This is a genomic window from Streptomyces sp. NPDC012637 (genome assembly GCF_042954805.1).
Lineage (GTDB): Bacteria > Actinomycetota > Actinomycetes > Streptomycetales > Streptomycetaceae > Streptomyces.
The window spans coordinates 69281-94927 of the sequence record NZ_JBIBDS010000010.1; the positions used below are offsets into that span (position 1 = coordinate 69281).

The following is a 25647-nucleotide window of genomic DNA, read 5'->3' on the forward strand; positions in this document are numbered from 1 at the left end:
GGGCGTTCTGAATCAGCCCGTTGTCGATAACCGAGAAGCCGTAGCTCTGCGGGATTTTGACGTGAGTGACACCGGATCGGGTGGCAGTTCGGGGAGTCGCGGGCACGGCGCGGCGGCGGCCGCTAGGGTGCTGGGTATCCATCGGGAAGGGCTTTCTTCCTCGTTGGCCAGGCCCTCGGTCGGGAGTGACAGTCCCGGACGGGGGCCGAAGCTTTTCTGGGTCGCCGCGAGCATATGCCAGGCAAAAGGTCACGAATCCAGCCCAGTTGGACCAATTCGCTCATGTGGGTGACGATCGCCCACGCGTTGCCGACGAAAGGCCCCGGGGTCTGCAGGTGGGGGTGGGGTCGGGTTGGGGTTGGTTTCTTTCCCCAGTGCTTTGGGGTGATCGACCGACACACCGGATCGCGCCGTGCCACGGTCCGGCCTGACCACGTGAACTCCGCGACCCGGTCGGCGTCTTGCGGGCAGATGGTCCTCGACATCGTGGACGAGTTCGGCCCGTTCGTGGCCGTCGCCTCCCCCGTCGCGGTCATCGGATTCCGTACGCACGAGGGGACGAACCCGTCGGACGTCTTCGACCCGACCCGGGTCCTCGGCCACCTGGCCTTCCACGCCGCGGATCAGGCGGCGATCGAGGCGTGGGAGGCCCGGCTGGACGAGCAGGAGATCCCGCACTCGGACGTCGTCGAGGACCCCTCCGGGGGACTTCATCTCAATTTCAAGGATCCGGACACCATCGCCCTGGAGTTCCACCGCCCGGCGCCGCAGGGCTGGCGGCGCCCGTTTGACGACGGTCCGGGACGGGGCTGCACTGGAGTCATGGACGCTGCCCCGACTCCACCCCAGGGAGAGCAGCGATGACGAGCACGGAGAGTTTCAGCCTCCTGGAACCGTACAAGATCGCCGAGGAGACCTTCGTCATCCCGTGGGCCCTCGAGGCCCCGCCGGTCGGCCACTTCCCGATGAACTCGATGGTCATCCGCGGAACCGAACCGATCCTCGTGGACACCGGGGCGCCCGCGGTGCGCTCCCAGTGGCTGGAGGCGGCCTGGTCCGTCGTCGACCCCCTGGACGTGCGGTGGATCTTCCTCACCCACGACGACCGCGACCATGCCGGCAACCTCCTGGCGGTCCTGGCCGAATGCCCGAACGCGACCCTGCTGACGACGTGGTTCTCCATCGGCCGCATGGCCGAGGAGTGGGAGACTCCCATCAACCGGTGCCGCTTCATGACGGACGGCGACACGATCGACGCGGGTGACCGGACCCTGGTCGCCAAACGGCCGCCGCTGTACGACAACCCCACGACCCGCTCGCTCTTCGACCGGAAGACCAGCGTCCTGTGGTCCGTGGACACCTTCGCCACGAACGTGCCGGCCCCCCTGCCCGAGACGGCGGAGCTGTCGCCGGACGAATTCCGCGACGGCCAGTACTTCGGCGGGCGCCTGGTCTCCCCCTGGGTCGCCCTGCTGGACGCGGAGAAGTTCGGGACGGTGGTCAGCGACTTCCAGCACCTGGACGCCGCCGTCATCGCCGGCTGCCACTGCCCGGTCCTCCGCGGCCCTCAGATCTCCGAGGCCTACGACCTCCTGCGCCGGCTCCCCGAGATCCCGCCGTGGACGGAATTCACGCAGGCCGACCTGGACCAGTGGATGGCGGTTGCCGAGAGCTCGGTTCCGCCGGAGCAGCCGCGGCCGTCGGCGACGTGACCGGCGGCGACGCGAAGGGCGCTCCCCCGGGCGTGCAGCAGCGGACGGAGTCCTGGACGGGCGGGTCGGTGTCGTCGGCCGGTGTCCAGGCGACGGCGACGCGGCTGGGGCCCACGCCGGTGACGGGGCGGTAGACGACGCCGGGGCGGGCGTGGAAGCGGGCGGGGTCCGCGCTCGGGTCGGACCAGGCGGCCTGGCGCATCTCGACCCGCCGTCCCGGCCCCTGCCGGGCGAAGGCGGCGATGATGCTGTCGCACGCGGAAGGCGTACGCACGCGGAAGGGGCCGGCCCCGACGGGCCGGCCCCTTCTGCATACGGCTGCTTACTTGGCCGCGACCTCTTCGAGGCAGAGGACGAACTTGTCCGAGCCCAGCTGCTGCTGCAGCGCCGAGTACTTGGTCCGGTCGCACTTCTCCGCGTCGTAGGTGTCCTCGTGGACCTCAGCGACCTTGTAGAGGTCGGCCTTGCCCGAGGAGCAGTCCTGGGTCTCGACCTCCGGAGCGTTGTCCGGACCGGTCACGATCACGCACTCGCCGACCTTGGCGTGGACCGGGGCGTCACCGGTCAGGTACGGGACACCGAACTTCCAGGCGAGGGCGACGATCACCAGGACGACGAAGCCGCCGATCTTCTTCAGCAGGCCGCCACCCTTCTTCTGCGGGGCGGGCTCGGGCTGCCCGGGCGCGGCGGCGAACGGGTCGGACGGCGGAGGCGTGGTCATGAAGGATCCTTGGACGGCGTGGACATGATCGAACGCGCACGTTACACAGCGCAAAACGACCAAAATGGACCAATGCTCTCCGTTGGCGAATCCGGTACGCAGTCGTGATGCTGCCGAACCGTCAGAAGCCGCGCCCCATCTGCTGCTGCCGCTCCAGCACACGCCGCAAATCGGCCGCAAGCGGGTGATACGGGCCGTGGGTCCGCTCCACGTCGTACAAAAGAGCGCCCAACTGGGACGCCGCCCCCGCGTGGTCGCCCGTCGCGAGCAGCAACAGCCCGATCCGGTGCCGGATGTCGAAGGCCCGGGCGTCCTGCTCGTAGTACGGCAGGAGCGCGCGGAACTCCGTGAGCGCGGCGACCGGATCGCCCAGCTGCTCCAGGCACAGCGCCGCGTCGTAGCGGTACTGGACGGTCTGCGGGTCGGCCGGGCCGGCCTCCGCCGCGCGGTCCTCGGCGAGCCGGCGCAGCTCGGGCAGGGCCCGGCGGTACTGGCCGTCGTCCATGAGCGTGGACGCGTACTGCTTGCGCAGGATCCGGACGACCGGCGACCGCTCGCCGTGCTCCGCGGCGGCGGCCGGCAGGATGCCGCCGAGGATGTCCACGGCCTGGGTGATGGAGCCCTCGCCGAGCAGCCGCTTCACCTCGTCCACGGCCGCGGCCACGTCGGGCCGCGGGGACGCCGGGGCCACCGGCGGCGGGGCCGCCGCAGGGACCCGCGCCGAACGGTCGGGCCAGGGCGCGTGCGGGCGGCGGAACGGGCGGGTCGGGTCGAGCGGGCCCGACGGCCCGGCCGCGCCGCGCGCGGGCAGGAGCGGCAGCAGCTCCTCGTACACCTCCTGCGCACCGGACGGCCGCGCCTGCGGGTCCTTCGCGAGGAGCCGCAGGACGAGCGCCTCCAGGGCCTCGGGCACCTCGGGGCGCAGCCGGCGGACCGGCACGGGCGCCTCGTGGAGATGGCGGTGCAGCACACCGAGCGCGGTGGAGCCGGCGAAGGGCACGTTGCCGCTGAGGAGTTCGTGGAGGAGCACGCCGAGCGCGTACAGGTCCGTGTACGGGCCGACGGCGCCGCCCATGGCCTGCTCGGGCGCCATGTAGGCGGGGCTGCCGATGGGCGAGCCGGTGTGGGTGAGGCGGGTGGTGTCGGAGTCGAGCACGGACGCCACGCCCAGGTCGAGCACGGTGACCGTGCCGTCCGGGCGGACCATCACGTTCCGCGGCTTGAGGTCGCGGTGCACGATCGGCACCGCGTGCACGGCCTCCAGGACGGCGCACAGCTGGGCGGCGACGGAGACCGCCCACGGCCACGGATAGGGGTCGTGCTCGGCGAGGTGGTCGGCGAGGTCGGCGCCTTCCACGTACTGCATGACCAGATAGAGGTCGTCGCCGTCGCTGCCCGCGTCGTGCACGGTGACGAGACCGGGGTGGTCGACCTGGGCGGTGACCCGGCACTCGCGCACGAAGCGGCGCCGCAGCTCGTCGGCGGCCGTCGCGGGGCCGCTGATGGCGGCGGGGCTGAGGAGCTTCACGGCGACCCGGCGGTCGAGGCGGCCGTCGTACGCCGTCCAGACCTGGCCCATGCCGCCCTGGCCGATCAGGGTGGCCAGCTCGTAACGCCCGCCGACGACCCGGCCGTTCACTGCCGCTCGTCCTTGCGGAGCAGGTCGCTCAGCTCGTCGAGCTCGGCGCGCACCTGGTGGATGCGGGGGCTCGGCGGGGTGACGGCCTGCGGTTGAGGCTGGGGCTGGTGGGCGGGCCGGGCCACGGGCTGGGGCTGGACTCCGGGCTGGGGCTGGACTCCGGATTGGGGCTGGGGCTGGGGATAGCCGTAGGCCTGGTGGTGCTGCGGCACGGTCGCCGCGTACGGGTTGTACGGCGGCGGCACCGCGGCCGGCCCGTACGGGCGGGGCCGCGTGTGGTCGTGGCGGATGTCCACCACCAGGTAGTACGCCGTGAACGCGACCGCGCTGAGCAGCACCATCCCGATGACGAGGTCACCCTGGAGGGACTTGTCGTTCTCGTCCTCCGGCAGCAGGACGAAGGTGGCGACGATCACCGCCACCGACACCCCGAGCAGGATCCAGTCCACCACCCGGCGGGTCAGGAGGCCGATCCGCAGGGCGGTCACCCAGGTGAGCATGCCGAGGCTGAGGAGCGGCAGCACGGCGAACAGCACCCGCAGCACGATGACCGAGGTCGGAACGCCCCGCTGCTGCTGCGGCGCGGGCGGCGCCGGATAGCCCTGGCCGTACATTCCTGCTCCTGGTCATCTGGTCAGCCGACTGTCGGAGACGAGCGTATACACCGACTCCGACATCGGCTCCAGGGTTGTACGGAACGGACGATCAGGGTCCGGTCAGGGCGCGACCGTGCCGTCCGCCAGCCCGTCGTACATGCCCTGCACCAGCTGTTCGCCGAGCCGGCCCGCGAGCCGCAGCGCCTCCTCGAACTCCGCGAGGGCCCGGAACCGGTTTCCGTAGCGCCGCTGCTCGTGGAGCGGCAGCCGGGGCAGCTGGAGGCGGCGGACGTCGAGCCGGGTCGCGGTCGAGGCGTACGAGCTGGCCTGGCGGCTGTTGGCGGTGGCGCGCAGGAAACCGGCCAGGAACCACGGGTCGAGGGCGGCCGGGTCGGGGCGCAGCAGGTGGACGTTGCGGCCGAGGGCGGCGCCCGCGGTGGCGGCGTCGACGACCCGGGCGACGGAGCCGCCGCCGAGGACCGGCACGACGACGTCGCCCGCGGCGAGCAGCACGGGCTCCTCGGCGGGGCCCTCGGGCGGGGCCTCGGGCAGGGTGCCGGAGGGTGCGTGGCCGGCCAGGACGTCGGTGTCGGTGAGGACCCGGACGGGCGCCGCGGCGGGCCCGGCGGGTGCCGTGCCCGTGCCTCCGGCGCGCAGGGTCAGGGCGCCCGCGCGGGCGAGCTCGCCGACCGTCGTCGCGGTCATGCGGACGCCGGGCGCCGCACCGGACTCGGCGGCGGGCGGCGGCGTCAGCTCGCGGGTGCGGCACAGGGTCTCCGTGAGCCGCTCGCGCACCCCGGCCAGCTGCGCCGCGCCCTCGGCGGCGGCGGGCGGCGGCAGATGACGGGCGGGCGCCAGGTCCACGTCGTCGTCGAGGAGTTCGACGACGGGCACGGAGCGGCTCTCGCCGGGCGTCTCGGGAAGGGTGCCGTCACGGTCGAAGGGCCGCCAGGCGCCCAGGACGGCGCTTTCCACGGCGGGCCAGTCGAGCCGGTCACGGCCGCTGCCGGAGCCGGCGGTGCCGACGCCCGCGACGGTCTCGGGCGCGGTGTCGACGAGCAGCAGCTCGGCGGGCGGGCGCTCGCCGGCGACGGGCTTGCGCAGCACCCACAGGTGCAGCGGGATGCCGTACGGCGGGGCCGCGCCGGCCGGCAGGGCGACGACGGCCCGCAGCGCGCCGCGGCGCAGCAGGTCGGCGCGGACGCGGCGGCCCGAGCGGCGGGAGGCGGCGGCGGGCGGCATGAGGAGGACGGCGGTGCCGCCGGGGCGCAGCCGGGCCAGGGCGTGCTGCACCCAGGCCAGTTCGGACTCGGTGCGGGCCGGGAAGCCGTACTCCCAGCGCGGGTCGTAGGCGAGTTCGTCGTGGCCCCAGTTGCGCTCGTTGAACGGCGGGTGGCAGAGCACGGCGTCGGCGGTGAGCGCGGGGAAGGCGTCGGCGCGCAGGGTGTCGCCGGCGAGCACCTGGACGTCGACGCGGCGGGGACCGGTGGCGTCGGTGGCGAGCGCGAGGCGCAGGGCGGTCAGCGCGGCCAGGTCGGGGTCGGCGTCCTGGCCGTGGAGGGCGGTGACCGCGGAGCCCCTGGCGGCGGCCGCCGTGCCGAGCAGGGCACCGGTGCCGCAGGCGGGGTCGAGGACGGTCGCGGCGGGGCCGGCGAGCGCCGCCATGAGGGCGGCGGGGCCGGGCGGGGTGAGCGTGTACTGGCGCGGGTTGGCGTCCAGATGGCGGCCGAGCAGGAACTCGAAGGTCTCGCGGGGGCTGGTCTCCGCGGCCAGTTCCGCCACCGCGCGCACGAGCGGGACGGAAGCGGCGAGTTCGGGCGCGGGGGGCGTGCGGACGGCCCGTTCGACGCCGAACCGCTCGGTCAGCGTCTCCTCCAGCGGCACGGGGAGCAGCTCGCCGAGCCGCTCGTCGGGCGCCGCGGCGAGCGCCGGCCAGGCCGCCGCCCGGTCACGGACGAGGAGGAGCACACAGCCCGCGTGGACCAGGCCGGTGACGGCGCCGGAAGGATGGCCGGCGACCTGCTGCCAGACGCGCTCGCCGAGCGGGACCTCGGCGAGCTTGCCCTGGGCCCGCAGCCAGGCCTCGACGTCGGTGAGGGCGAATGAAGGGCTGGTCTCCGTGCCACCGACCGGCTTGGGGAAGTCGGCGTGCCGGCGGCGCCAGTTGCTCACGGCCGCCCGGCCGACCCCCGCGAGGCGGGCGATGCCCGCGGCGGTCACCTCTGCTGCGCTCTCCGGCACCTGCCACTCCTCTCGTCCCGCCTGACCTGTGACACCGATCTTACTGACGAACGCAAGAGCCACCCCTTCACAGCGTGAGCGGCGCCGTATCCCGTGAATTGTGTTGACTCGGTTCACAGCTTCTGCTGTCATTGATTCATCGCGCCAGACAAACTCACTGTCCGGGAGGACACACTCATGTCGTACGACACGCAACTCCCGCACTCCCCCGCTCCGGCGGCCATGCGCAACGGGCTCGGGACCGCGGCTCTGATCCTCGGCATCATCGGCACGCTCTCCGGCCTCATCCCGCTGTTCTTCTGGCTGGCCGGCATCCTCGGCCTGATCGCGCTGGTCCTCGGGCTGGTCGGCAAGGGCCGGGTCAAGCGGGGCGAGGCCAACAACAAGGGAGTCACGCTGACCGGCGCGATCCTCGGTCTCGCGGCCCTGATCCTCTCGGTGGTCGGCGCGGTCATCACCTTCACCGCGGTCAGCGAGGCGGTGGACGAGCTCGACAAGATCGACAACTCGCTCAAGGACTCCGCCCCCAAGGACCCGGGCGGCAAGGCCGCCCAGGGCAAGGCCCTGGAGGCCGGCGACACCATCGAGTACGAGGACGGCCTCAAGGTCACGGTCTCCGCGCCCAAGGCGTTCACCCCGGACGAGTTCGCCGTCGGCCACACCGAGGGCAACAAGGCCTACCAGGTCACCGTCACCATCGAGAACTCCGGCAAGAAGGCCTGGGACTCCGCTGGCACGATGCCGAAGGCCCGCACCGGCAAGGACGGCGTCGAGGCCGAGCAGATCCTCGGCGACAAGCTCGGCGTGGTCTTCGACGGCTCGGTCCTGCCCGGCAAGAAGGCCACCAAGACCTTCGGCTTCGACACGCCCGCCGCCGCCAAGAGCCTGACGGTCGAGGTCGAGCCGGGCATGGACCACGACGCCACGCAGTGGGACCTGAAGCTCGGCTGACCCGCAGCCAGGAGCCCCGGCCGGAGACCGGCAGGAGACCGGCCGGAGATCCACCGGCAGGAGACCGGCCACCGGAAACCCAGCGGCCGCAGACCGGCCACCGGAAGGCCACCGACTGGAGACCGGCCGGAGACCGTCGACCGGAAACCCAGCGGCCGGAGATCCACGGCCGGAGACCGGCCACCGGAAGGCCACCGACCGGAGACCGGCCGAAGGCCGTCGACCGGAGACCCACCGGCCGGAGACCGGCAGGAGACCGGCCGGAGAACCACCGGCCAAGGGCCGGCCGCCCGAGACCCAGCGGCCGGAAACCGTCGACCGGAGAGACCCAGCGGCCGGAAACCGGCCGGGCGACCCACCGGCCGGGCGACCCGTCGGCCGGAGACCGGAGGCCCTCCGCCGGGCGACCGCCGGTCAGCCCCGCTTGGGCCCGCGTCACCCCCCGTACCGCCTGCCCCGCCCCTCCCCTCGTACCGCCTGCCCCGCCCCTCCCCTCCTCCTCCCTCCCCCGTAACGCTTCCCTCTCCCCCGTACCACCCCGATCCCTCGGAGCACCCCCATGTCTGCCACCGCACGCCGTCCCCGCCGCATCGCTCTCGCCGCCACGCTCTGCGCCGCCGTCGCGCTCGGCGCGACCGCCTGCGGCCCCGTCTCCGACGACAAGCCGGAGGCCTCGGGCCCGTTCGGGGACATGACCGCGGCCCAGATCCTGGACAAGGCCGTGGCCACGACGAAGGGCGCTCACGCCCTCACCGTGGACCTCGACACCAAGTCGACGGACGGGCCGCTGAAGGGATACCTGTCGACCGACGTCCAGGGCCGGTGCGCGGGCACGCTGACGATCGGCGCGACGGGCACGGCCGAGGTGATCCGCCCCGGCGAGCCCACCGACAAGGCCGTCTACCTCCGCTTCGACGAGGCCTTCCTGAAGGAGCAGTCGAAGGACGAGCCGGCGGAAGTACAGGCCGCGGTGATCAAGCAGATGAAGGGCCGCTGGCTCAAGACCGACGCCAAGGACCCGGACGCCAAGGACATGCTCGACATGTGCGACCTGAAGAAGCTGATGGCCGACTTCGAGCAGGACAGCCGCGGGGCGGTGGAAGGCACCGAGACCACGGTCGACGGCAAGAAGGCGCTCATCCTGACGCTGGACTACAAGGGCGGCGAGAAGGACACGTTCTACGTGGCCACGGAGGGCAAGCCGTATCTGCTGCGGGTCGTGACGACCGGCGGCGACGAGCCGGGCACGGTCTCCTTCTCCGACTTCGAGAAGCCGGTCACGGCGAAGGCACCGGCGAAGAAGGACGTCATCGACGAGAAGAGCCTCGGCTGACGGTCCGCCCGGACCGGCATCCGGAGAGGCGAAAGGCGTGAAGGCCCCTGGAGGGGGGGTGGCCTTCACGCCTTTTCGCGGTTCACACGGTTCACGCCTTCTCGCGCTACTCGCGGTCCCGCCTTCTCGCGGTTCACGCTGTTTCACGCCTTCTCGCGTTCACGCTGTTCCGGGCGGTATTCCCGGGACTCGCGACAGGTCAGATCCGGTGACGGACCCAGACGTTCGGCTCGACGTACACGCCGTAGCCGCGGGACACCTCGCAGTGCACCGGCACCAGCGCGCCGTCGACCTCGACCGGGCCGTCGGTGTCGAACGGCTTGCCCGTCCACGCGCGCCACTGCTCCACCGAGCCGCTGACCGTCATCGACGCGGGCGCGACCTTCTCGATCGTGGCCCCCGCCCGGACGTGGACGCGCAGCCACGGGTCGTGCGGCAGTCCGTCCGACTCCCGGGTGCGGAAGGCGTATTCGTGGATGGAGGCCTCGGGCTCCAGGTGCTTGGCGTTCGGGCGCACTGGTGCGACCACCTCGGAGAAGCCGAGACGGGCGGCGTTGTCGCGCATCGCGGCCAGCATGCGGCCCGAGAGGCCCTTGCCGAGCGCGCTCGTGTCGACGGTGATCTCGATCGCGCTGACGGTGTCGGGCTTGCGGCCGTGCCGCAGGTCGGAGAACGCCCAGAGCAGGACCTGGTCCCAGCCGGTGTCGGGCAGCTCGCCGCGGCCGTCGGCCTGGAGGGCGAACGGCACGCTGAGCGCCCGGGCGACGACCTTCCCGTGCGGGTTGACGTCGTCCGTGGCGGGCTCGGTGGGCCCGTCCGTGGCGACGAGCACGTACTCGGGGAAGTCGGCCACGATCCGGCCCACGTTGGCCCAGCCGACCGGGTCGTACATCATGAACTCCGGCCAGAGGTCTTTCATCGCCCAGAGGTCGCCGGCGAGTTCGGGCCGTTCGGCGAGGGTCGTGATGTGCAGGTCCATGCAGTGAGGCTACGGCTCCGGACGATCATTGCGGAATCGATTTTTCAGTGCACCGCCCACCGGCGACGGTCTAGGGAAGCCGCTGGTCGGGGCAGCCGGCCAGGACCCGCTTCATCGCGTCCCGCTCACCGGCCGTGACCCACACGCCGTACTTCTTCTTCACGGCGACCTGACGGGCGACGTAGGTGCAGCGGTAGGCCCTGTTCGGCGGCAGCCAGGTCGCGGCGTCGCCGTCGGACTTGCGGCGGTTGGCCGTGGAGTCCACGGCGAGCAGGTTGAGCGGGTCGTTGGCGAAGCGCAGCCGGGTCCCGGGGTCCCACTTCTGCGCGCCCTTCTGCCAGGCGTCGGAGAGCGCCACCACATGGTCGATGTCGACCTTGCTGCGGCCGCGCACGTAGTCGACGGAGCCGCCCGTGTACGGGTCGTCGGCGAGCGTGCCGGAGGCGACCTTGCAGCGGCCGCCGGTGAAGCGGACGCCGGTCAGGTCGCGGGCCAGTATGTCGTCGCGGGTTATCTGCAGGCCCTTCTTCCTTGTGAGAGACGTGAGTAACAGCCGTGTCCTCCCTTTGTGTCTCGCCGTTATCAGTCATGCCAAGAGGCACATGAGCGACATGCTCGGACAAAGGAAGGACTCAGCGATGCTGTGCACGGAGAAGGCTGTCTCACCCACCACGGGAGAGGTCACCTGGTTACTCGTCGACGAGGAGACGTACCGGCCTCATCGCGAGGCACGGGAGTTCTCGCTCTACCTGCGGGGCGCCGGGCGCTCACCGCAGACGCAGCGCGCCTACATTCCCCGGGTCGGGCGCTTCCTCAACTGGTGTGCCGGGCGGGGCACTGACTGGAAGACCACCGGCCTCGGGGACATGACGAGATTCAAGTTCCATATCGAGCGAACACCTATCCGACAGGGGCAGTTGCCCTCGGGGAAGACAGTCAATGCCGTTCTCACCGCTGTCTGCGAGTTTCTACGGTTCTGCGCTGTCCAGGGGCATGTGGAGCATGAAGTCGCCGCACGCCTGAGTGAGCCACGCTTCCTGACGTCGCCGCCGAGCGGCTTCGACCCGGGGGAAGGCGGCCAGCACCTCATGATCAAGGCTCGCGTCCTGAAGGCGCCGGCGATCGAAACAGCACCCGCGATTCTCACCGATCCCCAGGTCAGGGAGGTGCTGGAGACGGCCCGTTCAGCCCGGGATCGGCTGCTCCTGACGGTGCTCGTGGAAGGGGGACTGCGGATCGGCGAGGCTCTCGGACTGCGGCGGGAGGACATGCACCTGCTGCCCGACTCGACGCATCTGGGCTGCCGTACGCGGGGCGCCCATGTCCATGTCCGCCCCAGGCAGGACAACGTGAACGGCGCACGAGCGAAGGCAGGCCGCCATCGGGTGGTGCCACTGGCTGAAGGTGCCGTGCACAGGTACCGCGACCATCTTTCGGAGCGTGAGAACGTGCCTGAAGCCGTCAGTTGCGACTACGTGTTCGTGAACCTCATCGGCGAGTACGCGGGCAGGCCGATGACGTACTCCAACGCCAAGCAGATCGTCGAGCGGATCGGGGAGCGCTGCGGCTTCCGCGCCCGTCCGCACATGATGCGGCACACCGCGGCAACGCGATGGATTCGCAGCGGAGTCTCACCGGACGTCGTCCAGACGCTGCTGGGCCATGCCTCATCCGCGAGCACCGCTGTCTATCTGCACGCCCAGGACGAGGAACTCCGAGCCGCTGTCGAGCGTGTCTCGCCGGAGGTAATCCGATGAGGCAGGGGGCCGACTCGGCTGTCGTCGCGCTGCCACTCCAGGCGGATACATCTTGGGCTTCGTGGCTCGCGGAACGCCTGGTGTCCGGGTGGCGAGCGGCCGAGTGGGACGAGGGCGCACTGCTGTTCACCGCAGCCCCGGGCAACCCCGCGACCAGCGTATTCATCTGCAGGGTGGCGGCGTGCTCCACGCACGTTGCCCACAACGGCGGCCGCTGCAGCGCCTGCAGCAGAGCACGCTGGTCGCGGGGCAACCCGTCCGACTTCGACGTAACCTACGTACCCGATGCGGCGCGCCGTCGCCCCAATATCTCGACCGGGTCCCTTCCTGGAGTTTCCCAGTTCTCGCTCAGCGAGGTCTCCTCGGCAGTGCGGCGGGAGATCCAGTACGGAATCCAGCAGCGCGACGCCGCGGGGATCAACCTCGTGCCCCAGCGCGTCCGTCGTATGGTCGCCGCTCTTCCCGCCCCATTGCCGACGCTCCTGGATCTCGACGAGTCGTTCGTGCGAGAGCTGCCGGCGGAACTCGCGGGGATGCTGAACGGGATCCTCCAACACGTCCGACGTGCGCGCTTGGAGTACGAGGGCACCGATCCGACATCGGGAGACGTCTGGGAATGCTCCCTTGTGGGACTCGCCGCCGGTCCAGGGCGGAAATATACGGCCATGCACGGCGTCATCGACTTCCGCCCGGTCCGCCAGGCATGGCTGCGTGAGCTGCTGAAGGACTACGGCCGTGCGGTACGTCCCAATGTCATCGAGTTCCGCCAAACCGTGTACGCCGCGACACTCGCCTCAGCCGCCCTGACCGATCGCCCCCACGGTGATGCACCTGAGAGGTTGTCGATGGCGGACATGAGCGCCGTGGTGGAGGCGTTCCGGATCGCCAAGCGTCCGGAGAACGGTCAGGACTACTCGACGAGCCACCGGCGGGCGCTGCTGCGCCTATGGCGAGCGTTCCTCGAGTACGTACGACAGGCCGGTCTGATGGACCACATCCCCGGCGGCTTCGCGCTGAACCCGAAATTCCACACCATCGCCGCGGTCGAGATCTCCGAGGACGAGATCGGCCGTGCCATCCCGGAACATGTCATCTCGCAGCTTGACGCTCACATCGAACTGCTCGGCACATCGACAGCGTACGAAAGCGGCGGCTGGACTGCCGCGGACTTCGCGCGGATGTACCAGGTTGCCTACATGGTTCTTCGGGACACCGGTCGGCGCCCTGGCGAGGTCACCAGCCTGCGCCGCGACTGTCTGCAATGGATCGATGGCAAACCGACTCTGATCTACGACAACCACAAGCGACGCCGACACGGCCGCCGCTTGCCCATCACCGAGGCGACCGCCCAGGAGATCGAGTCCTGGCAGAAGGCTCTTCAGGGCCTGCCACCGGTACCTGCGTGCGAGCAGTGGCTTTTCCCGTCACCAGGCCAGCGCAACCGGCCCCGGCGTGGTCACCTCACCCCTGCACAGTTCTGCAACAGGATCTTCCGCGCATGGGTCGACGAGGTCATTCCCGCGCTCGTGGACGAGCGTCTCAGCGACGACGGTGAGCCTCTCCCCTACGACCGCGCCCAGATCGTCCCGTACGGATTTCGGCACGCCTACGCCCAACGCCACGCGGACGCGGGTACTCGCCCCGATGTCCTTCGGGAACTCATGGACCACCGATCGCTGGACGTCACCATGGGGTACTACAAGGTCTCGCTCAGCCGGAAGCAGGAGGCCGTGCGCTCGGTCGCGTCGCTCGCTGTCGACCGGCACGGGAATTCCCGTGGCTTCAGCGACCCACTGGCCTATGAGGTGGAGAGCGTCGGAGTTCCGTACGGCGGCTGTACCGAGCCGAGCAATGTCAAGGCCGGGGGAGGGCACTGCCGCATCCGCTTCCAGTGCGCCGGATGCGACTTCTACCGGCCCGATCCCTCCTACTTGCCGGCTCTGGAACAGCAGATCGCGGACCTGCGGGCCGACAAGGAGGCCGCCCTGGCGATGGAGGCCGCGGACTGGGTTGTTCGCAATCTCGACGACCAGATCCGCGCGTACTCGAAGTCGGCCGACGAGATGCGGAGGAAGCTCGACGCGCTGCCCGCCGAGGAGCGCGCGGTCGTCGAATCCGCCTCGCGCGAGCTGCGCAAGGCCCGCTCCGCAGCAGCCTTCGTCCCCTTGCAGGCACTGACGACACTGAGCCCCGAATGAAAAGTCCCGTCGCTTCCGGCGGCAATGACCGGAACTCACGGGTCGAGCGCCTGCGCGCCAGCCGTGCCAAGGACAGCGAGGACAAGACCAAGCGCGCGCTCGATGCAGTGGACGTCCTTCTCCACTCGGGACGACGCATCACTGTCAGCCAGGTGGCGCGGGACGCTGCGGTGTCCACGTGGTTCGTCTACAACCAGCCCCAGGTGCACCAGGCCGTTCAGGACGGCATCACCGCCCAACGAGAGCAAGTACGTCACGTCTCCCCCAGCCCGGAAGCAAAGCGGGTGTCCCCTGCCGGGCTGGCGACAGATCTCGCCCTGGCACGCGAAGAGATCAAAGAGCTCAAGAGGGAACGCGACCAGCTCCGGAATCGGGTCCGGCTGTCTCTCGGCGCCGAGCTGGACGGAGTGAACCAAGACAAGCTGATCGAGCGGGTGCAGCATCTGGAGCAGCGAAACACCACTCTGGATCAGGAACTGTCAGAGGCCAGGGGGCGAATCGCCGCCCTGGAGGGCCGGCTGCGTGAGACGGAAGACGATCTCACCGCCGCACGAGCCGGGCTCCGCCGTGCGATGCGGGCCGTTCCGTCCCCGGACGGAGTCAGAACGGGGGATCGTTGAAGAGCGAGCCGGTCCAAACAGGTGCGACCGGCTCGGATTCGCGCTGCTGAAGGAGTACGACAGCGTCTTTGACGCGGCCCAGGTCGATGAGGTGGCCGGCCAGGGAGCCGCTGTTATCGGAGGCATACGGTTCGAGAGCGGCTACGGCTTCCTCGATCCGACCGTTCTTGGCGAGGAGATCGGAAATGATCCAGGCCGCATACGAGGTGTTGCCCTCAGGGTGCGCCTGCGCCTGCTCGACCGCCTCGTCGAGCAGGCCGCAGTCGGCCATGAGCGGAAGGCGCAACCGGAAGAAGTCCCACTCCTCCCGCCCATCACGGCGCGCCTTGAGGGCGTCGAGGTAGGCCAGGCCGTCCAGGGCGCGGCCATGGTCGGCGTACAGGGTGCACAGTGTGTGGACGATCCAGTCCTCCGCGCCACCGGGTGAGTCCGCGAGCACGCGCATCACCTCGATCGCCTCATGGCCCCGGCCGTGCCGGACCAGGAGCTGCGCCAAGTGCACCGCACCGTTGTGCTGGCGGACCGGTGAGTCGCCCGGCTGCCGGTACACGGCGATGGCCCCTTCCACATCACCGCGCTCCTCCAACACCTCGGCCAGGCGTCGCGCGGCGTGACCGAGGTACTCGGTCGCCGCGTACGCACGCAGTTCCTCGATCCGATCGTGCCTCGCGAGCAGATCGGCCAGCTGGTCGTGGTTGTTGACGGAGGTGATGTGCTGCCGGGTGTGCAGCAGGGCGATCGCTTCGTCGACACGGCCCTGACGTTCGCGGATCGTGGCAAGCAGCCCGATCGCCGTGTCGGGTTCGAGACCTCGGCAGCACCATGGGCTGTCGCACCGGTGCTGGTCCGGAATCCGAGCGGCCAGCAGCGCGGCGATGTCTGCGTCCCGGTCTGTTCCCTCGGCGATGTCGACCAGGGCGGTGGCAAGGAACCAGTCCTCCACCCCGGCGCTCAGCCGACTGATCGCCTCGTCCGTACGTCCGTGCCGGGCAAGCATCCGCGCGAAGAACTCGAGCGGAAGCCCTCCGACCTCTGTGTACGGCCGGGCCAGGACGATCGCCTCCTCGGCCCGCCCCCAGCTCTCCAGTAGTTCCCCCTGGGCCTGGGCGGCCGGCCACCAGCCCGTGGCGACGTACGGAGCAAGCACCTCCAACGCCTCGGCCTGCCGACCTTGGTCGCCGAGCAGCCGCGCCCACTCCCGCGCGCAGAACCACTCGCCACGGCCGGCCTGGAACTCCACCTCCTCCGTGTGGCCCAGCTCGAGAAGTCGGGTGACCAGGAGCGGAGGAATGCAGCCGGACAGCGTCCGGGTCCGGTAGTCAAGATCAGCAGCGTCCACGGCAGTGCACCCTAGCCACCGCCTCCGACATCGCTGTCAGTCTTCGCACTGCTTCAGCATCGTCGCCTTGTCCGCTCTCGTCACCGCAAGGTGGTATTTGAGGGCCACCTGTGCGAAGCGGACCGCGTAGGAGCATCTCACTTGCTTGTCCGGAGGCAGCCAGGATGCCGGTCCGGAATCGCCCTTGGCCGAGTTGGCCCGGCCCTGGACCGGGATCAGATTCAACGCGTCGTTGGCGAGCTGCTCGCGCTTGCTCCTCGGCCAGCGAGACGAACCCATCTGCCAGCTGTACGACAGCGGCACCACGTGGTCTATCTGCACCTCGGAGGCCTGCTGCTTGCGCCACTCGATGGTCGTCCCGGTGTACGGGTCGTCAAGCGTCATGGCGATCACGACGCAGTCGGAGCCGGCTCGGAAACGAAGCTTCTGGCCATCGCGGCGAATGAGATCGTTTCGAGTGTCACACCCGTTCCTCGCGAGCGGCACCCCATCGGCCGTGTCCATCCATGCATAGCCGAACTTGTCGCGGTCGTAGCCCGTCTTCGGCCCCCACCCCTTCGTGGACAGTTCCTCGATGAGCTTGCGGGCCTCGGACCGGTCCTCCGCGGTCGTCAGGGGCGCGAGCCCTGGCTTCGTACCGTCCGGGTTCTTGAGCGGGCTGACCGCCCGCCCACCGGGAGCCGGTCCGGGCCCTGGGGGGGAGCCGTCATCGCCGCGACCCTCGCATCCCGACACGAGAAGCACGCCAGCCGTCGCCACCGTCACCGCACGGAGGAAACGCACGCCACCCACCCTCTTGTGACTCATGTGCCTCTCAGTAAGCACAACTCACCATCCCCTGCATGAGCTGCGTAAATGCCTCAGCTACCCGGCGAAGCATAGAGATAACGCGGGTGCCGCAGCCGTTGCGGTCGACATCCGCCCACGCCCGGCCGAACTTCTCCCGCTCGTAACCGGTCTTCGGCGCCCGTCCCTTGACCGTCAGCGCGTCCACGGCGGCCAGCGCACTGCCGCCGGCGGCATCCTTCGGAGACGCGTCGCCGCCGGTTCCGGATGCGCCCGGCTCGGGCGAGCAGGCGGTGACGGCGAGCAGGACGAGGAGGGCGGAGGCGGAGGCGCTGAGGGCTTTCTGATACGTCGACACCCGAGGATCGTAGAAGGGCCGGATCCTGGACGGGCCGTCGGACTGGCAGGGCGGTTGAAGCAGGGCCGTCGGACGGGCAGGGCGGTCGACGGGCAGGGCGGTGGACGGCGGACAGGGGGGACGACGGACGGCGGATAGTGGGTGGACGGCGGACAGTGAGGGGGACGGTGGACTAGGTTGTGGGGATGACCACCGGGACGGCTTCGCGCCACACACGGATCGGTGACCCGGTGCTCCCCTGAGCGCCGTGCGGGCCGGTGCGGGCCCGCTGCCCGATCGGGGATCCCGCGCCGTCGCGCGGGCTCCGCCTCCGTCGTGTCGATCACAGCTTCGCCATTTCGACCACGACACGACAGGAGAACCCATGCCCATCAAGACGTTGCGGATTCCCACCGCGGACGGCCACGCCGACGCGTTCGCCGCCTTACCCGACGGCGGCGGTGAGCACCCGGGGGTGCTGATGTACGCGGACGGCTTCGGCATCCGGCCCGTGCTGCGGGAGATGGCCCGCGAACTGGCCGCCCACGGCTACTACGTGCTCGTCCCCAACCTCTTCTACCGGCACGGCCCGGCACCGGTGGTCGAGCTTCCCGAGCACATCGGAGAAGAGGACCGGCCCGCGGTCCTCGCCCGGCTGATGCCCATGATCGAGGCGCACACCGCCGAACGCACCCTGCGCGACGCCGACGCCTACCTCACCTTCCTCGCCTCCCGGCCCGAGGTCGCCGCCGGTCCGGTCGCGGTCACCGGCTACTGCATCGGCGGCCTCCTCGCGATGCGCACCGCCGCGGCCCACCCCGGCCAGGTGGCCGCCGTCGCCGCGTTCCACGGCCCCGTGGGCGCCGACGGGCCCGACCTCTTCGCCAAGGTCACCGCGCAGGTCCACCTCGGCCACGCCGAAGGCGACCTGACGCCCGAGGCCCTCGGCGCCCTGAACCAGGCCCTGGACGCCGCGGGCGTCAGCCACACCTCCGAGATCTACCCCGGCACCGTCCACGGCTTCACCATGTCCGACACCGACGCTTTCGACGCCTCGGGACTGAAGCTCCACTGGGACCGCCTGCTCCCGCTCCTGGACCGCACCCTGGGCTACGGCTGAGTCTCCGGGGGCCCGGAGACCCGGCGCTCCTGCGAGCCGGCGACCCTGCCCTCCGGCGCTCCGGAGACCCTGCGACCCGGCGACCCGGCGACCCGGCGACCCGGCGACCCGGCGCGGAACCCGAACAAATGCGCACGGTTCCGCGCCGGGCCCCGGCCCTCCACCGTGTGGCTCACACCTTGCCGATGCCCAGCGTGTTCTCGGACGGCAGCAGACCCGATCCGACGACGGTGAGCCAGGGGCCGCCGAGCAGTTCGGCGAGCCGGGCGGTGTCCTCGGGGCCGAGTGCGGCCCAGGGCGCGGCGGCGAGTTCGTCCGTACGGCGCTCGACCCCGGCGCGCAGGGCACGCCCCGCGTCGGTGGCGGAGCCGTCGGGGTGGACGAGGCCGCGGGCGGCGAGGCCTTCGCGGGCGGCGGCCCACTCCGCCGCGCTCCAGCCGCGGCTCGCGAAGGTCGCCTCGGGGGCGGCGCCCACGGCGGCGAAGGAGACCAGGGACTCGACCGGGTCGAGTCCGGCGGCGGCGAGGGCGACGAGATGCCCGTCGCCGCGCTGCTCGCGCAGGATCGTCGCGGCCTGCCACAGCACCAGGTGCGGGGCCTCGGGCCAGGGCAGCTCGGCGTGGGCGGCGGCCAGCGGGCGCCCGGCGAGCGGCGCGGCCCCGGCGGCGCGGCGCGCGAGGGCGGCTGCCTCGGCGAGCTCGGGGCCCGCGAGGACGTCGTCGCCGAGGAGCGCGCGGTACGTGCGGTCGACGGCGCGCAGCCGGGCGGCGAGCACGTCGGCGGGAGCGGCGACGTCCCAGGCGGCGGGGACGTACCGGGCGACCGTGGCGGGGCTGAAGCTGTAGAAGGCCGAGGCGACCCGCCCGGCACCGACCGGGCCGAGGGCGGCGGCGCGCCAGGCGAAGTAGCAGGGCCAGCGCTCGGAGACGTCGTACCCGAGGGCGGCGGCCTCGTCGAAGGCGTCGGGCGCGTAGTAGAGAACGGCGTGCAGGGGTTCCAGCAGGTGCCACATCTGACGGACCCGGGCGGGCTCGGGGGCTCCCGCGCCGCCGGTCGGCCCCGGGCCTCCGACGGACGAGGCCGGTCCTGCGGCGGTCGAGTTCTCCATGGTCGAGGTTTCCACGTTCGAGGTCTCACCCAGCACGGCGTCCATGACGTCCTCCCTCAGCTCATCTTGTCACTGACTAGATTCCTCCCGCCCCGCAAACTTGTCAATGCCTAGATCCCACGTACGCTGCTGCCATGACCACTGGGAGCAGCAAGAGCAGCGGGAACACCCGGGACACCGGGAGCAGCAAGAACAGCCGGAACACCGGGCCCGCCGGAAGCAGCGAGAACAGCCGGAACCCCGGGCGGCCCGCCGGAAGCAGCGAGAGCACCAGGCCCGCCGGGGGCAGCGGGGCGGGCCGGCGCGCCTACCACCACGGCGATCTGCGCCAGGCCGTCCTCGCCGCCGCCCTCGACGTCATCGCGAGCGAGGGGCCCGGCGCGCTCAGCCTGCGCGACCTCGCGCGGCGCGCGGGCGTCTCGCACGCCGCCCCCGCGCACCACTTCAAGGACCGCACCGGCCTGCTGACCGCGATCGCCGCCGAGGGCTACGACCTGCTGGCCCGCACCCTGGCCGATGCTCCGGACCTGCGCGAGCGCGGAGTCCACTACGTCCGCTTCGCCGCCGCGCACCCGGCGCACTTCCAGGTGATGTTCCGGCCCGACCTGTACCGCGCAGACGACCCGGAGCTCCTCGCCGCCAAGGAGCGGGCCTCCACGGAGCTCCGCGCGGGCGTCACCGACCTCGCGGGAACCACCGCCGACCCCCGCGCCACGGGCATCGCCGCCTGGTCGCTGGCGCACGGCTTCGCGACCCTGCTGCTCACCCACAACCTGGACGAGCCGCTGGCCGACCGCGACCCGGGCGAGGTCTTCCGCACGCTCGCGGGCCTGACGTTCGGCCGCTCGGCCCTCCCGCCGACCTGACCCTCCGCCAACTTCCTTGCCCCGCCCGGGAATAGTTGAAGCCGATACGAACTTGACCCCTGTCGTACGCACTTACGACAACGGGGAAGCGACCAGCGACATGACCACCGGCACCAGCACCCTCCGGCGAGCGGGCATCGCCCTGCTCGCCACCCTGACCCTCGCCACCGTCCCGGCCACCGCCGCAACGGCCGACACCGCGACCACCACGAGCGCCGCGGGCGCCCGTGCCGCCGCGGGCGCCTGGCACGGCGCGTGGGCCGCGTCCCCGCAGGCGCCGGCCGCGCCCTTCGGCACGAACTGGTCGCTCCAGGGCTTCGACGACCAGACCGTCCGGCAGACGGTGCGGATCACCGCGGGCGGCACCAGGGCGCGGATCGAACTGACAAACCGTTACGGCACGACCCCGCTGCGCGTGACCGGCGCGACGGTCGCCCGCACCGCCGAGGGCGGGGCGGTCGTGCCCGGTTCGGTCCGGCCGCTCACCTTCGGGGGCCGCGGCTCCGTCACCGTGCCGGCCGGCGGCACCCTGCTCAGTGACGGCGTGCCGTTCCGCACCAAGGCGCTCGAGTCGGTCACCGTGACCCTCTACCTGGCCGGCCCGACGGGCCCGGCCACCTTCCACCACATGGCGTCCGCCACCAGCTACCGGGCGGCCGGCGACCACCGGGCCGACACCTCGGGCGCGGCGTTCACCGAGACCGGATCGTCCTGGTACTACCTCTCCGGCGTCGAGGTCTCCGGCGGCCCCCGCGCCGCCGCCCGCCACGACGGCATCGTCGCCTTCGGCGACTCCATCACGGACGGCGTCGGCTCCACCGGCGACGCCGACAACCGCTATCCCGACGAGCTCGCCGAGCGCCTCGCCGCCACCGGCCGCCCGCGCGCCGTCCTCAACCACGGCATCGGGGGCAACCAGGTCACCAACGACACGACCTGGGCGGGCGAGAAGGCCGTGGCCCGCTTCCGGAAGGACGTGCTCACCGAGAAGGGCGTGAGCACGGTGATCCTGTTGGAGGGCATCAACGACTTCGGCGGCAGCGGCCCGGCCTTCCCGGGCGGACCGACGCCCGAGGTCTCCGTGAACCGGCTCATCGAGGGCCACCGCACCCTGATCCGCCAGGCCCACGCCCACGGACTGAAGGTCGTCGGCGCGACCCTCACCCCGATCAAGGGCTCCTTCTACGACACCCCGGAGAACGAGGCCAAGCGGGACGCCTTCAACGAGTGGGTCCGCACCTCGGGCGCGTACGACGCCGTCGTCGACTTCGACCGCGCCGTCGCCGACCCGTCCGACCCGGACCGCCTCCTCCCGGCGTACGACTCCAAGGACCACCTCCACCCGAGCGACGCCGGCTACCGCGCGATGGCCGAGGCCCTGGACCTCGACGAGCTGTAGCCCCGAGCAGCACCGCCAGCGTGTGCAGCCGGCGGTGCACCTTCCGCTCCGGGTATCGCCCGGGCTCCAACGGAGTGGTGGCTGACGAGGCCGGGACGAACCGGGCGAGCAGCAGGTCCGCCACCTCGGCCTCGGCGGAGGTCGCGAGGAGCTCGTTCGGGTCGCCGCCCCGGCAGTAGGCGACGGCCGCGAGGGTCCGGCGGCCACCAACCGGCGGGCCGAGGCCGCCGACAGGCCCCGGTCAGCCACGCTCGTCTCGTCGCGTCCCCCCGCCCCCGTCCGGCATGGACCACATGCTGCCGGACGGGGAACGCGCGACGCATCAGGATCCCAGGATCTCCGCCAGGAACTCCCCCGTCCACGCCAGCAGTTCGCGCCCCACCACCGGCTTCCCTCCGATCTTCCCGCTCGTCGGCCGCGGCACCAGGATCTGGTGGACCGCCGGCTTGATGACCGTGCGCGGGTACAGGCGCTTCAGGCGCAGTTCCTGCGACTCGCGCAGTTCCACCGGGGCGAAGCGGATGTTGGGGCCCTGGAGGACGATCTCGCCGACGCCGCAGGCGCGGGCCAGCATGCGCAGACCGGCGACGAGGAGCAGGTTCTCGACCGGTTCGGGGAGCTTGCCGTAGCGGTCGGTGAGTTCCTCCCGTACGGCCCTGATGTCGTCCTCCGAGTTGGCGGAGGCGATGGCCCGGTACGCCTGGAGGCGCAGCCGCTCGCCCGGCGCGTAGTCGTGCGGGACGTGCGCGTCGACCGGCAGCTCGATCTTGACCTCCAGCGGCGGCTCCTCCTCCACGCCGCCCTCCAGCGAGGCCCGGTAGTCCGCGACGGCCTCGCCGACCATCCGCACGTACAGGTCGAAGCCGACGCCCGCGATGTGGCCGGACTGCTCGCCGCCGAGCAGGTTGCCCGCGCCGCGGATCTCCAGGTCCTTCATCGCCACGTACATGCCGGCGCCCATCTCGGTGTGCTGGGCGATGGTCGCGAGGCGCTCGTGGGCCGTCTCCGTGAGCGGCTTCTCCGGCGGGTAGAGGAAGTAGGCGTAGCCGCGCTCGCGGCCACGGCCGACGCGCCCGCGCAGCTGGTGCAGCTGCGAGAGGCCGAAGTTGTCGCCGCGCTCGACGATCAGGGTGTTGGCGTTGGAGATGTCGATGCCGGACTCGACGATCGTCGTCGAGACGAGGACGTCGAACTTCTTCTCCCAGAAGTCGACGACGACCTGCTCCAGGGCCTGCTCGGACATCTGGCCGTGCGCGGTCGCGATCCGCGCCTCCGGGACGATCTCGCGGAGGCGGGCCGCGGCGCGGTCGATCGACTCGACCCGGTTGTGGATGTAGAAGACCTGGCCCTCGCGCAGCAGTTCGCGGCGGATCGCCGCGCCGATCTGCTTCTCCTCGTACGGTCCGACGAAGGTGAGGACCGGGTGCCGCTCCTCCGGCGGCGTGGTGATCGTGGACATCTCGCGGATCCCCGTGACCGCCATCTCCAGGGTGCGGGGGATGGGCGTGGCCGACATGGTCAGGACGTCGACGTTGGCGCGGAGCTTCTTCAGCTGCTCCTTGTGCTCGACGCCGAAGCGCTGCTCCTCGTCGACGATGACCAGGCCCAGGTCCTTGAACTTCGTCTCGGACGAGAACAGGCGGTGGGTGCCGATGACGACGTCGACGGAGCCCTCCTTCAGGCCCTCCAGCGTCGCCTTCGCCTCGGTGTCCGTCTGGAAGCGGGACAGGGCGCGGACGTTGACCGGGAACTGGCCGTAGCGGTCGCTGAACGTGCCGAAGTGCTGCTGGACGAGCAGGGTCGTGGGGACGAGGACGGCGACCTGCTTGCCGTCCTGGACCGCCTTGAAGGCGGCCCTGACCGCGATCTCCGTCTTGCCGTAGCCGACGTCGCCGCAGATCAGCCGGTCCATCGGGACCGACTTCTCCATGTCCTCCTTCACCTCGGCGATCGTCGACAGCTGGTCGGGCGTCTCCGCGTACGGGAAGGCGTCCTCCAGCTCCCGCTGCCACGGGGTGTCGGGCCCGAAGGCGTGGCCGGGCGCGGCCATGCGCGCGCTGTACAGCTTGATCAGGTCCGCGGCGATCTCCTTGACCGCCTTCTTCGCGCGGGCCTTCGTCTTCGTCCAGTCCGCGCCGCCGAGCCGGTGCAGCGTCGGGGCCTCGCCGCCCACGTACTTGGTGACCTGCTCCAGCTGGTCGGTGGGGATGTAGAGGCGGTCGCCGGGCTGGCCGCGCTTGGCGGGGGCGTACTCGACGAGCAGGTACTCGCGGGTGGCGCCCTGCACCGTCCGCTGCACCATCTCGATGTAGCGGCCGACGCCGTGCTGCTCGTGGACGATGTAGTCGCCGGCCTCCAGGGTCAGCGGGTCGATCGTCTTGCGGCGCTTGGCCGGCATCCGCTGGCCGTCCTTGCCGGCGGCCTTCTGCCCCGACAGGTCGGTCTCGGTGAGGACGGCCACCTTGAGGTTCTCGTCGACGAAGCCGTGGTCGATCGCGCCGCAGGCGACGTGGACCAGGGACGGGGAGATGTCGGCCAGATCGGCGTCGAGCCGGGCGGCGATGCCCTCGCCGCCGAGGACCTCGACGGTGCGGGCCGCCGGGCCGTGGGCCTCCGTCACGTAGACCGCGCGCCAGCCGTCGGCCAGCCAGCCCTTGGTGTCGGCGAGCGCGCGGGCGGTGTCGCCGCGGTACGACTCGGGGGCGTGCATCCCGAGCCTGAGGGCGTCGGCGTCGTCGATGGTCGCGCCGGTCTCGTCGGCGGCGAACGGCGACACCGTCCACCACATCATGCCGAGCTCGCGTGCCCGGTCCCGTACGTCCGCGATGCCCCACAGCGAGGCGGCGCCGACGTCGATCGGGGCCTCGCCGCCGCCGGCCGTCGCCGCCCAGGAGGCCTGCAGGAACTCCTGGCTGGTCGCCACCAGGTCGGCGGCGCGGGTACGGACCCGCTCCGGGTCGCAGACCACGGCCATGGAGCCGGCGGGCAGGACGTCGAGGAGCAGCTCCATGTCGTCGACGAGGACGGGTGCGAGGGATTCCATGCCCTCGACGGCGATGCCCTCGGCGATCTTGTCGAGGAGCTCGCCGAGCTCGGGGTGGGCCTCGGCGAGTGCCCGCGCGCGGGCACGCACGTCGTCGGTGAGCAGCAGCTCGCGGCAGGGCGGCGCCCACAGGCCGTGCTCGGCGACCTCGAGGGAGCGCTGGTCGGCGACCTTGAAGTAACGGATCTCCTCGACGTCGTCGCCCCAGAACTCGATGCGGAGCGGGTGTTCCTCGGTGGGCGGGAAGACGTCCAGGATGCCGCCGCGGACGGCGAACTCGCCGCGCTTCTCGACGAGCTCGACCCGGGAGTACGCGGCGGCGGCGAGCCCGGCGACGATCTCCTCGAGGTCGGCGGTCTGGCCGCTCCTGAGGGCCACGGGCTCCAGGTCGCCGAGGCCCTTGACCTGCGGCTGGAGCACGGAGCGGATGGGCGCGACGACGACGCTGACGGGGCCGGCGGCCGGGTCGTCGGCGGACGGGTGGGCGAGGCGCCGGAGCACGGCGAGGCGGCGGCCGACGGTGTCGGAGCGGGGCGAGAGCCGCTCGTGCGGCAGCGTCTCCCAGGACGGGTAGTCGACGACCGTGTCCGGGTCGAGGAGGGAGCGCAGGGCGGCGGCCAGGTCCTCGGCCTCCCGCCCGGTGGCGGTCACCGCGAGCACGGGCCGGTTCGCCTCACGGGCCAGGGCGGCCACGGCGAAGGGGCGTGCCGCCGGAGGGCCGACGAGGTCGACGTGGTGGCGATTGCCGTCCGTGGCGGCCTTGACCGCCTCGGTGAGTGCGGCGTCCTTGACGACGACGTCCAGCAGACCGTGCAGGCTCATGGGGGTCCATCCCGGCGAAGGTGGGCAACGCGAACGGCCCGACACGTCTCACGGGCCGGGGCCTCCAGCCTACGACGACG

Annotated in this window: 20 protein-coding genes and 2 pseudogenes; 10 read left to right on the plus strand and 12 right to left on the minus strand. The window is 71.5% G+C overall.

What is annotated here, in order from left to right; all coding sequences use genetic code 11:
• Nucleotides 1-435: 435 nt before the first annotated feature.
• Together ACFY8W_RS33335 and ACFY8W_RS33340 are read left to right on the plus strand one after the other, a co-directional pair.
• On the plus strand, nt 436-864 hold the full coding sequence (locus ACFY8W_RS33335; RefSeq protein ID WP_391113568.1) for a hypothetical protein: 429 nt from the start codon (nt 436-438) through the stop codon (nt 862-864).
• On the plus strand, nt 861-1712 hold the full coding sequence (locus ACFY8W_RS33340) for an MBL fold metallo-hydrolase (RefSeq protein ID WP_391113570.1): 852 nt from the start codon (nt 861-863) through the stop codon (nt 1710-1712). The genes ACFY8W_RS33335 and ACFY8W_RS33340 overlap by 4 nt, the downstream gene beginning before the upstream one ends.
• A gap of 34 nt (nt 1713-1746) precedes the next feature.
• Here ACFY8W_RS33340 and ACFY8W_RS33345 read toward each other — a convergent pair.
• From ACFY8W_RS33345 to ACFY8W_RS33365, 5 genes and pseudogenes are all read right to left on the minus strand, one after another.
• Nucleotides 1747-1875: pseudogene (locus ACFY8W_RS33345) on the minus strand (LysR family transcriptional regulator); the annotation flags it as partial.
• A 159-nt stretch (nt 1876-2034) separates the two neighbouring features.
• Nucleotides 2035-2433, minus strand: coding sequence for a hypothetical protein (locus tag ACFY8W_RS33350; RefSeq protein WP_391113573.1), 399 nt, complete (start codon nt 2431-2433; stop codon nt 2035-2037).
• Nucleotides 2434-2554: 121 nt separating this feature from the next.
• Entirely contained in the window at nt 2555-4072 is a 1518-nt protein-coding gene (locus ACFY8W_RS33355) for a protein kinase (RefSeq protein ID WP_391113576.1), read from the minus strand.
• A complete protein-coding gene (locus ACFY8W_RS33360; RefSeq protein ID WP_391113579.1) occupies nt 4069-4686 on the minus strand; it encodes a hypothetical protein in 618 nt (205 codons plus the stop codon). Before ACFY8W_RS33360 ends, ACFY8W_RS33355 begins: the two co-directional genes overlap by 4 nt.
• Nucleotides 4687-4788: 102 nt before the next feature.
• Entirely contained in the window at nt 4789-6888 is a 2100-nt protein-coding gene (locus ACFY8W_RS33365; RefSeq protein ID WP_391114198.1) for an N-6 DNA methylase, read from the minus strand.
• A gap of 198 nt (nt 6889-7086) precedes the next feature.
• Here ACFY8W_RS33365 and ACFY8W_RS33370 point away from each other — a divergent pair, with 198 nt between their 5' ends.
• Together ACFY8W_RS33370 and ACFY8W_RS33375 are read left to right on the plus strand one after the other, a co-directional pair.
• Nucleotides 7087-7860: a DUF4352 domain-containing protein gene (locus ACFY8W_RS33370; protein ID WP_391113582.1), complete on the plus strand. Its 774-nt coding sequence runs from the start codon at nt 7087-7089 to the stop codon at nt 7858-7860.
• A 559-nt stretch (nt 7861-8419) separates the two neighbouring features.
• Nucleotides 8420-9193, plus strand: a complete 774-nt coding sequence (locus ACFY8W_RS33375) for a hypothetical protein (RefSeq protein WP_391113585.1) — start codon at nt 8420-8422, stop codon at nt 9191-9193.
• 199 nt (nt 9194-9392) lie between these two features.
• Here ACFY8W_RS33375 and ACFY8W_RS33380 read toward each other — a convergent pair whose 3' ends face one another.
• Complete coding sequence (locus tag ACFY8W_RS33380) at nt 9393-10172, minus strand: N-acetyltransferase (protein WP_391113586.1); 780 nt, start codon at nt 10170-10172, stop codon at nt 9393-9395.
• A 70-nt stretch (nt 10173-10242) separates the two neighbouring features.
• Nucleotides 10243-10683, minus strand: a pseudogene (locus ACFY8W_RS33385) (HNH endonuclease family protein); the annotation flags it as partial.
• A gap of 91 nt (nt 10684-10774) precedes the next feature.
• On the opposite strand from ACFY8W_RS33385, the gene ACFY8W_RS33390 reads away from it, so the two are divergent.
• From ACFY8W_RS33390 to ACFY8W_RS33400, 3 genes are all read left to right on the plus strand, one after another.
• Complete coding sequence (locus ACFY8W_RS33390; RefSeq protein WP_391113588.1) at nt 10775-11929, plus strand: tyrosine-type recombinase/integrase; 1155 nt, start codon at nt 10775-10777, stop codon at nt 11927-11929.
• A gap of 80 nt (nt 11930-12009) precedes the next feature.
• Entirely contained in the window at nt 12010-14127 is a 2118-nt protein-coding gene (locus ACFY8W_RS33395; protein ID WP_391113591.1) for a tyrosine-type recombinase/integrase, read from the plus strand.
• Nucleotides 14124-14747, plus strand: coding sequence for a DUF6262 family protein (locus tag ACFY8W_RS33400; RefSeq protein WP_391113593.1), 624 nt, complete (start codon nt 14124-14126; stop codon nt 14745-14747). Before ACFY8W_RS33395 ends, ACFY8W_RS33400 begins: the two co-directional genes overlap by 4 nt.
• Here ACFY8W_RS33400 and ACFY8W_RS33405 read toward each other — a convergent pair.
• From ACFY8W_RS33405 to ACFY8W_RS33415, 3 genes are read right to left on the minus strand one after another with little or no spacing between them, the layout of a single operon-like run.
• Nucleotides 14728-16086 carry a tetratricopeptide repeat protein gene (locus ACFY8W_RS33405; RefSeq protein ID WP_391113595.1) on the minus strand — a complete coding sequence of 453 codons (1359 nt, stop codon included), beginning with the start codon at nt 16084-16086 and terminating at the stop codon, nt 14728-14730. The two genes, ACFY8W_RS33400 and ACFY8W_RS33405, sit on opposite strands and share 20 nt — an antisense overlap.
• 36 nt (nt 16087-16122) lie before the next feature.
• Nucleotides 16123-16893 carry a DUF1524 domain-containing protein gene (locus ACFY8W_RS33410; RefSeq protein WP_391113598.1) on the minus strand — a complete coding sequence of 257 codons (771 nt, stop codon included), beginning with the start codon at nt 16891-16893 and terminating at the stop codon, nt 16123-16125.
• Nucleotides 16894-16900: 7 nt separating this feature from the next.
• Nucleotides 16901-17230 carry a hypothetical protein gene (locus ACFY8W_RS33415; protein WP_391113600.1) on the minus strand — a complete coding sequence of 110 codons (330 nt, stop codon included), beginning with the start codon at nt 17228-17230 and terminating at the stop codon, nt 16901-16903.
• A gap of 364 nt (nt 17231-17594) precedes the next feature.
• On the opposite strand from ACFY8W_RS33415, the gene ACFY8W_RS33420 reads away from it, so the two are divergent.
• On the plus strand, nt 17595-18329 hold the full coding sequence (locus tag ACFY8W_RS33420; RefSeq protein WP_391113603.1) for a dienelactone hydrolase family protein: 735 nt from the start codon (nt 17595-17597) through the stop codon (nt 18327-18329).
• A gap of 172 nt (nt 18330-18501) precedes the next feature.
• On the opposite strand, the gene ACFY8W_RS33425 is transcribed toward ACFY8W_RS33420, so the two are convergent.
• Nucleotides 18502-19341, minus strand: a complete 840-nt coding sequence (locus ACFY8W_RS33425) for a hypothetical protein (protein ID WP_391114201.1) — start codon at nt 19339-19341, stop codon at nt 18502-18504.
• 419 nt (nt 19342-19760) lie between these two features.
• Here ACFY8W_RS33425 and ACFY8W_RS33430 point away from each other — a divergent pair, with 419 nt between their 5' ends.
• Both ACFY8W_RS33430 and ACFY8W_RS33435 read left to right on the plus strand, forming a co-directional pair.
• Entirely contained in the window at nt 19761-20303 is a 543-nt protein-coding gene (locus tag ACFY8W_RS33430) for a WHG domain-containing protein (RefSeq protein WP_391114204.1), read from the plus strand.
• A 100-nt stretch (nt 20304-20403) separates the two neighbouring features.
• On the plus strand, nt 20404-21702 hold the full coding sequence (locus tag ACFY8W_RS33435; RefSeq protein ID WP_391113606.1) for a GDSL-type esterase/lipase family protein: 1299 nt from the start codon (nt 20404-20406) through the stop codon (nt 21700-21702).
• Nucleotides 21703-22024: 322 nt separating this feature from the next.
• Here ACFY8W_RS33435 and mfd read toward each other — a convergent pair whose 3' ends face one another.
• Nucleotides 22025-25567 carry a transcription-repair coupling factor gene (gene mfd, locus ACFY8W_RS33440; RefSeq protein WP_391113608.1) on the minus strand — a complete coding sequence of 1181 codons (3543 nt, stop codon included), beginning with the start codon at nt 25565-25567 and terminating at the stop codon, nt 22025-22027.
• Nucleotides 25568-25647: the final 80 nt, after the last annotated feature.

Excerpts from the sequence above, each read along its gene's own strand:
- ACFY8W_RS33425 (WP_391114201.1), bottom strand. The coding sequence starts at position 19,341 with ATGTGGCACCTGCTGGAACCCCTGCACGCCGTTCTCTACTACGCGCCC.
- ACFY8W_RS33435 (WP_391113606.1), top strand. The coding sequence starts at position 20,404 with ATGACCACCGGCACCAGCACCCTCCGGCGAGCGGGCATCGCCCTGCTC.
- ACFY8W_RS33400 (WP_391113593.1), top strand. The coding sequence starts at position 14,124 with ATGAAAAGTCCCGTCGCTTCCGGCGGCAATGACCGGAACTCACGGGTC.
- ACFY8W_RS33375 (WP_391113585.1), top strand. The coding sequence starts at position 8,420 with ATGTCTGCCACCGCACGCCGTCCCCGCCGCATCGCTCTCGCCGCCACG.
- ACFY8W_RS33380 (WP_391113586.1), bottom strand. The coding sequence starts at position 10,172 with ATGGACCTGCACATCACGACCCTCGCCGAACGGCCCGAACTCGCCGGC.
- ACFY8W_RS33390 (WP_391113588.1), top strand. The coding sequence starts at position 10,775 with ATGAGCGACATGCTCGGACAAAGGAAGGACTCAGCGATGCTGTGCACG.
- ACFY8W_RS33340 (WP_391113570.1), top strand. The coding sequence starts at position 861 with ATGACGAGCACGGAGAGTTTCAGCCTCCTGGAACCGTACAAGATCGCC.
- ACFY8W_RS33410 (WP_391113598.1), bottom strand. The coding sequence starts at position 16,893 with ATGAGTCACAAGAGGGTGGGTGGCGTGCGTTTCCTCCGTGCGGTGACG.
- mfd (WP_391113608.1), bottom strand. The coding sequence starts at position 25,567 with ATGAGCCTGCACGGTCTGCTGGACGTCGTCGTCAAGGACGCCGCACTC.
- ACFY8W_RS33350 (WP_391113573.1), bottom strand. The coding sequence starts at position 2,433 with ATGACCACGCCTCCGCCGTCCGACCCGTTCGCCGCCGCGCCCGGGCAG.
- ACFY8W_RS33420 (WP_391113603.1), top strand. The coding sequence starts at position 17,595 with ATGCCCATCAAGACGTTGCGGATTCCCACCGCGGACGGCCACGCCGAC.
- ACFY8W_RS33370 (WP_391113582.1), top strand. The coding sequence starts at position 7,087 with ATGTCGTACGACACGCAACTCCCGCACTCCCCCGCTCCGGCGGCCATG.
- ACFY8W_RS33360 (WP_391113579.1), bottom strand. The coding sequence starts at position 4,686 with ATGTACGGCCAGGGCTATCCGGCGCCGCCCGCGCCGCAGCAGCAGCGG.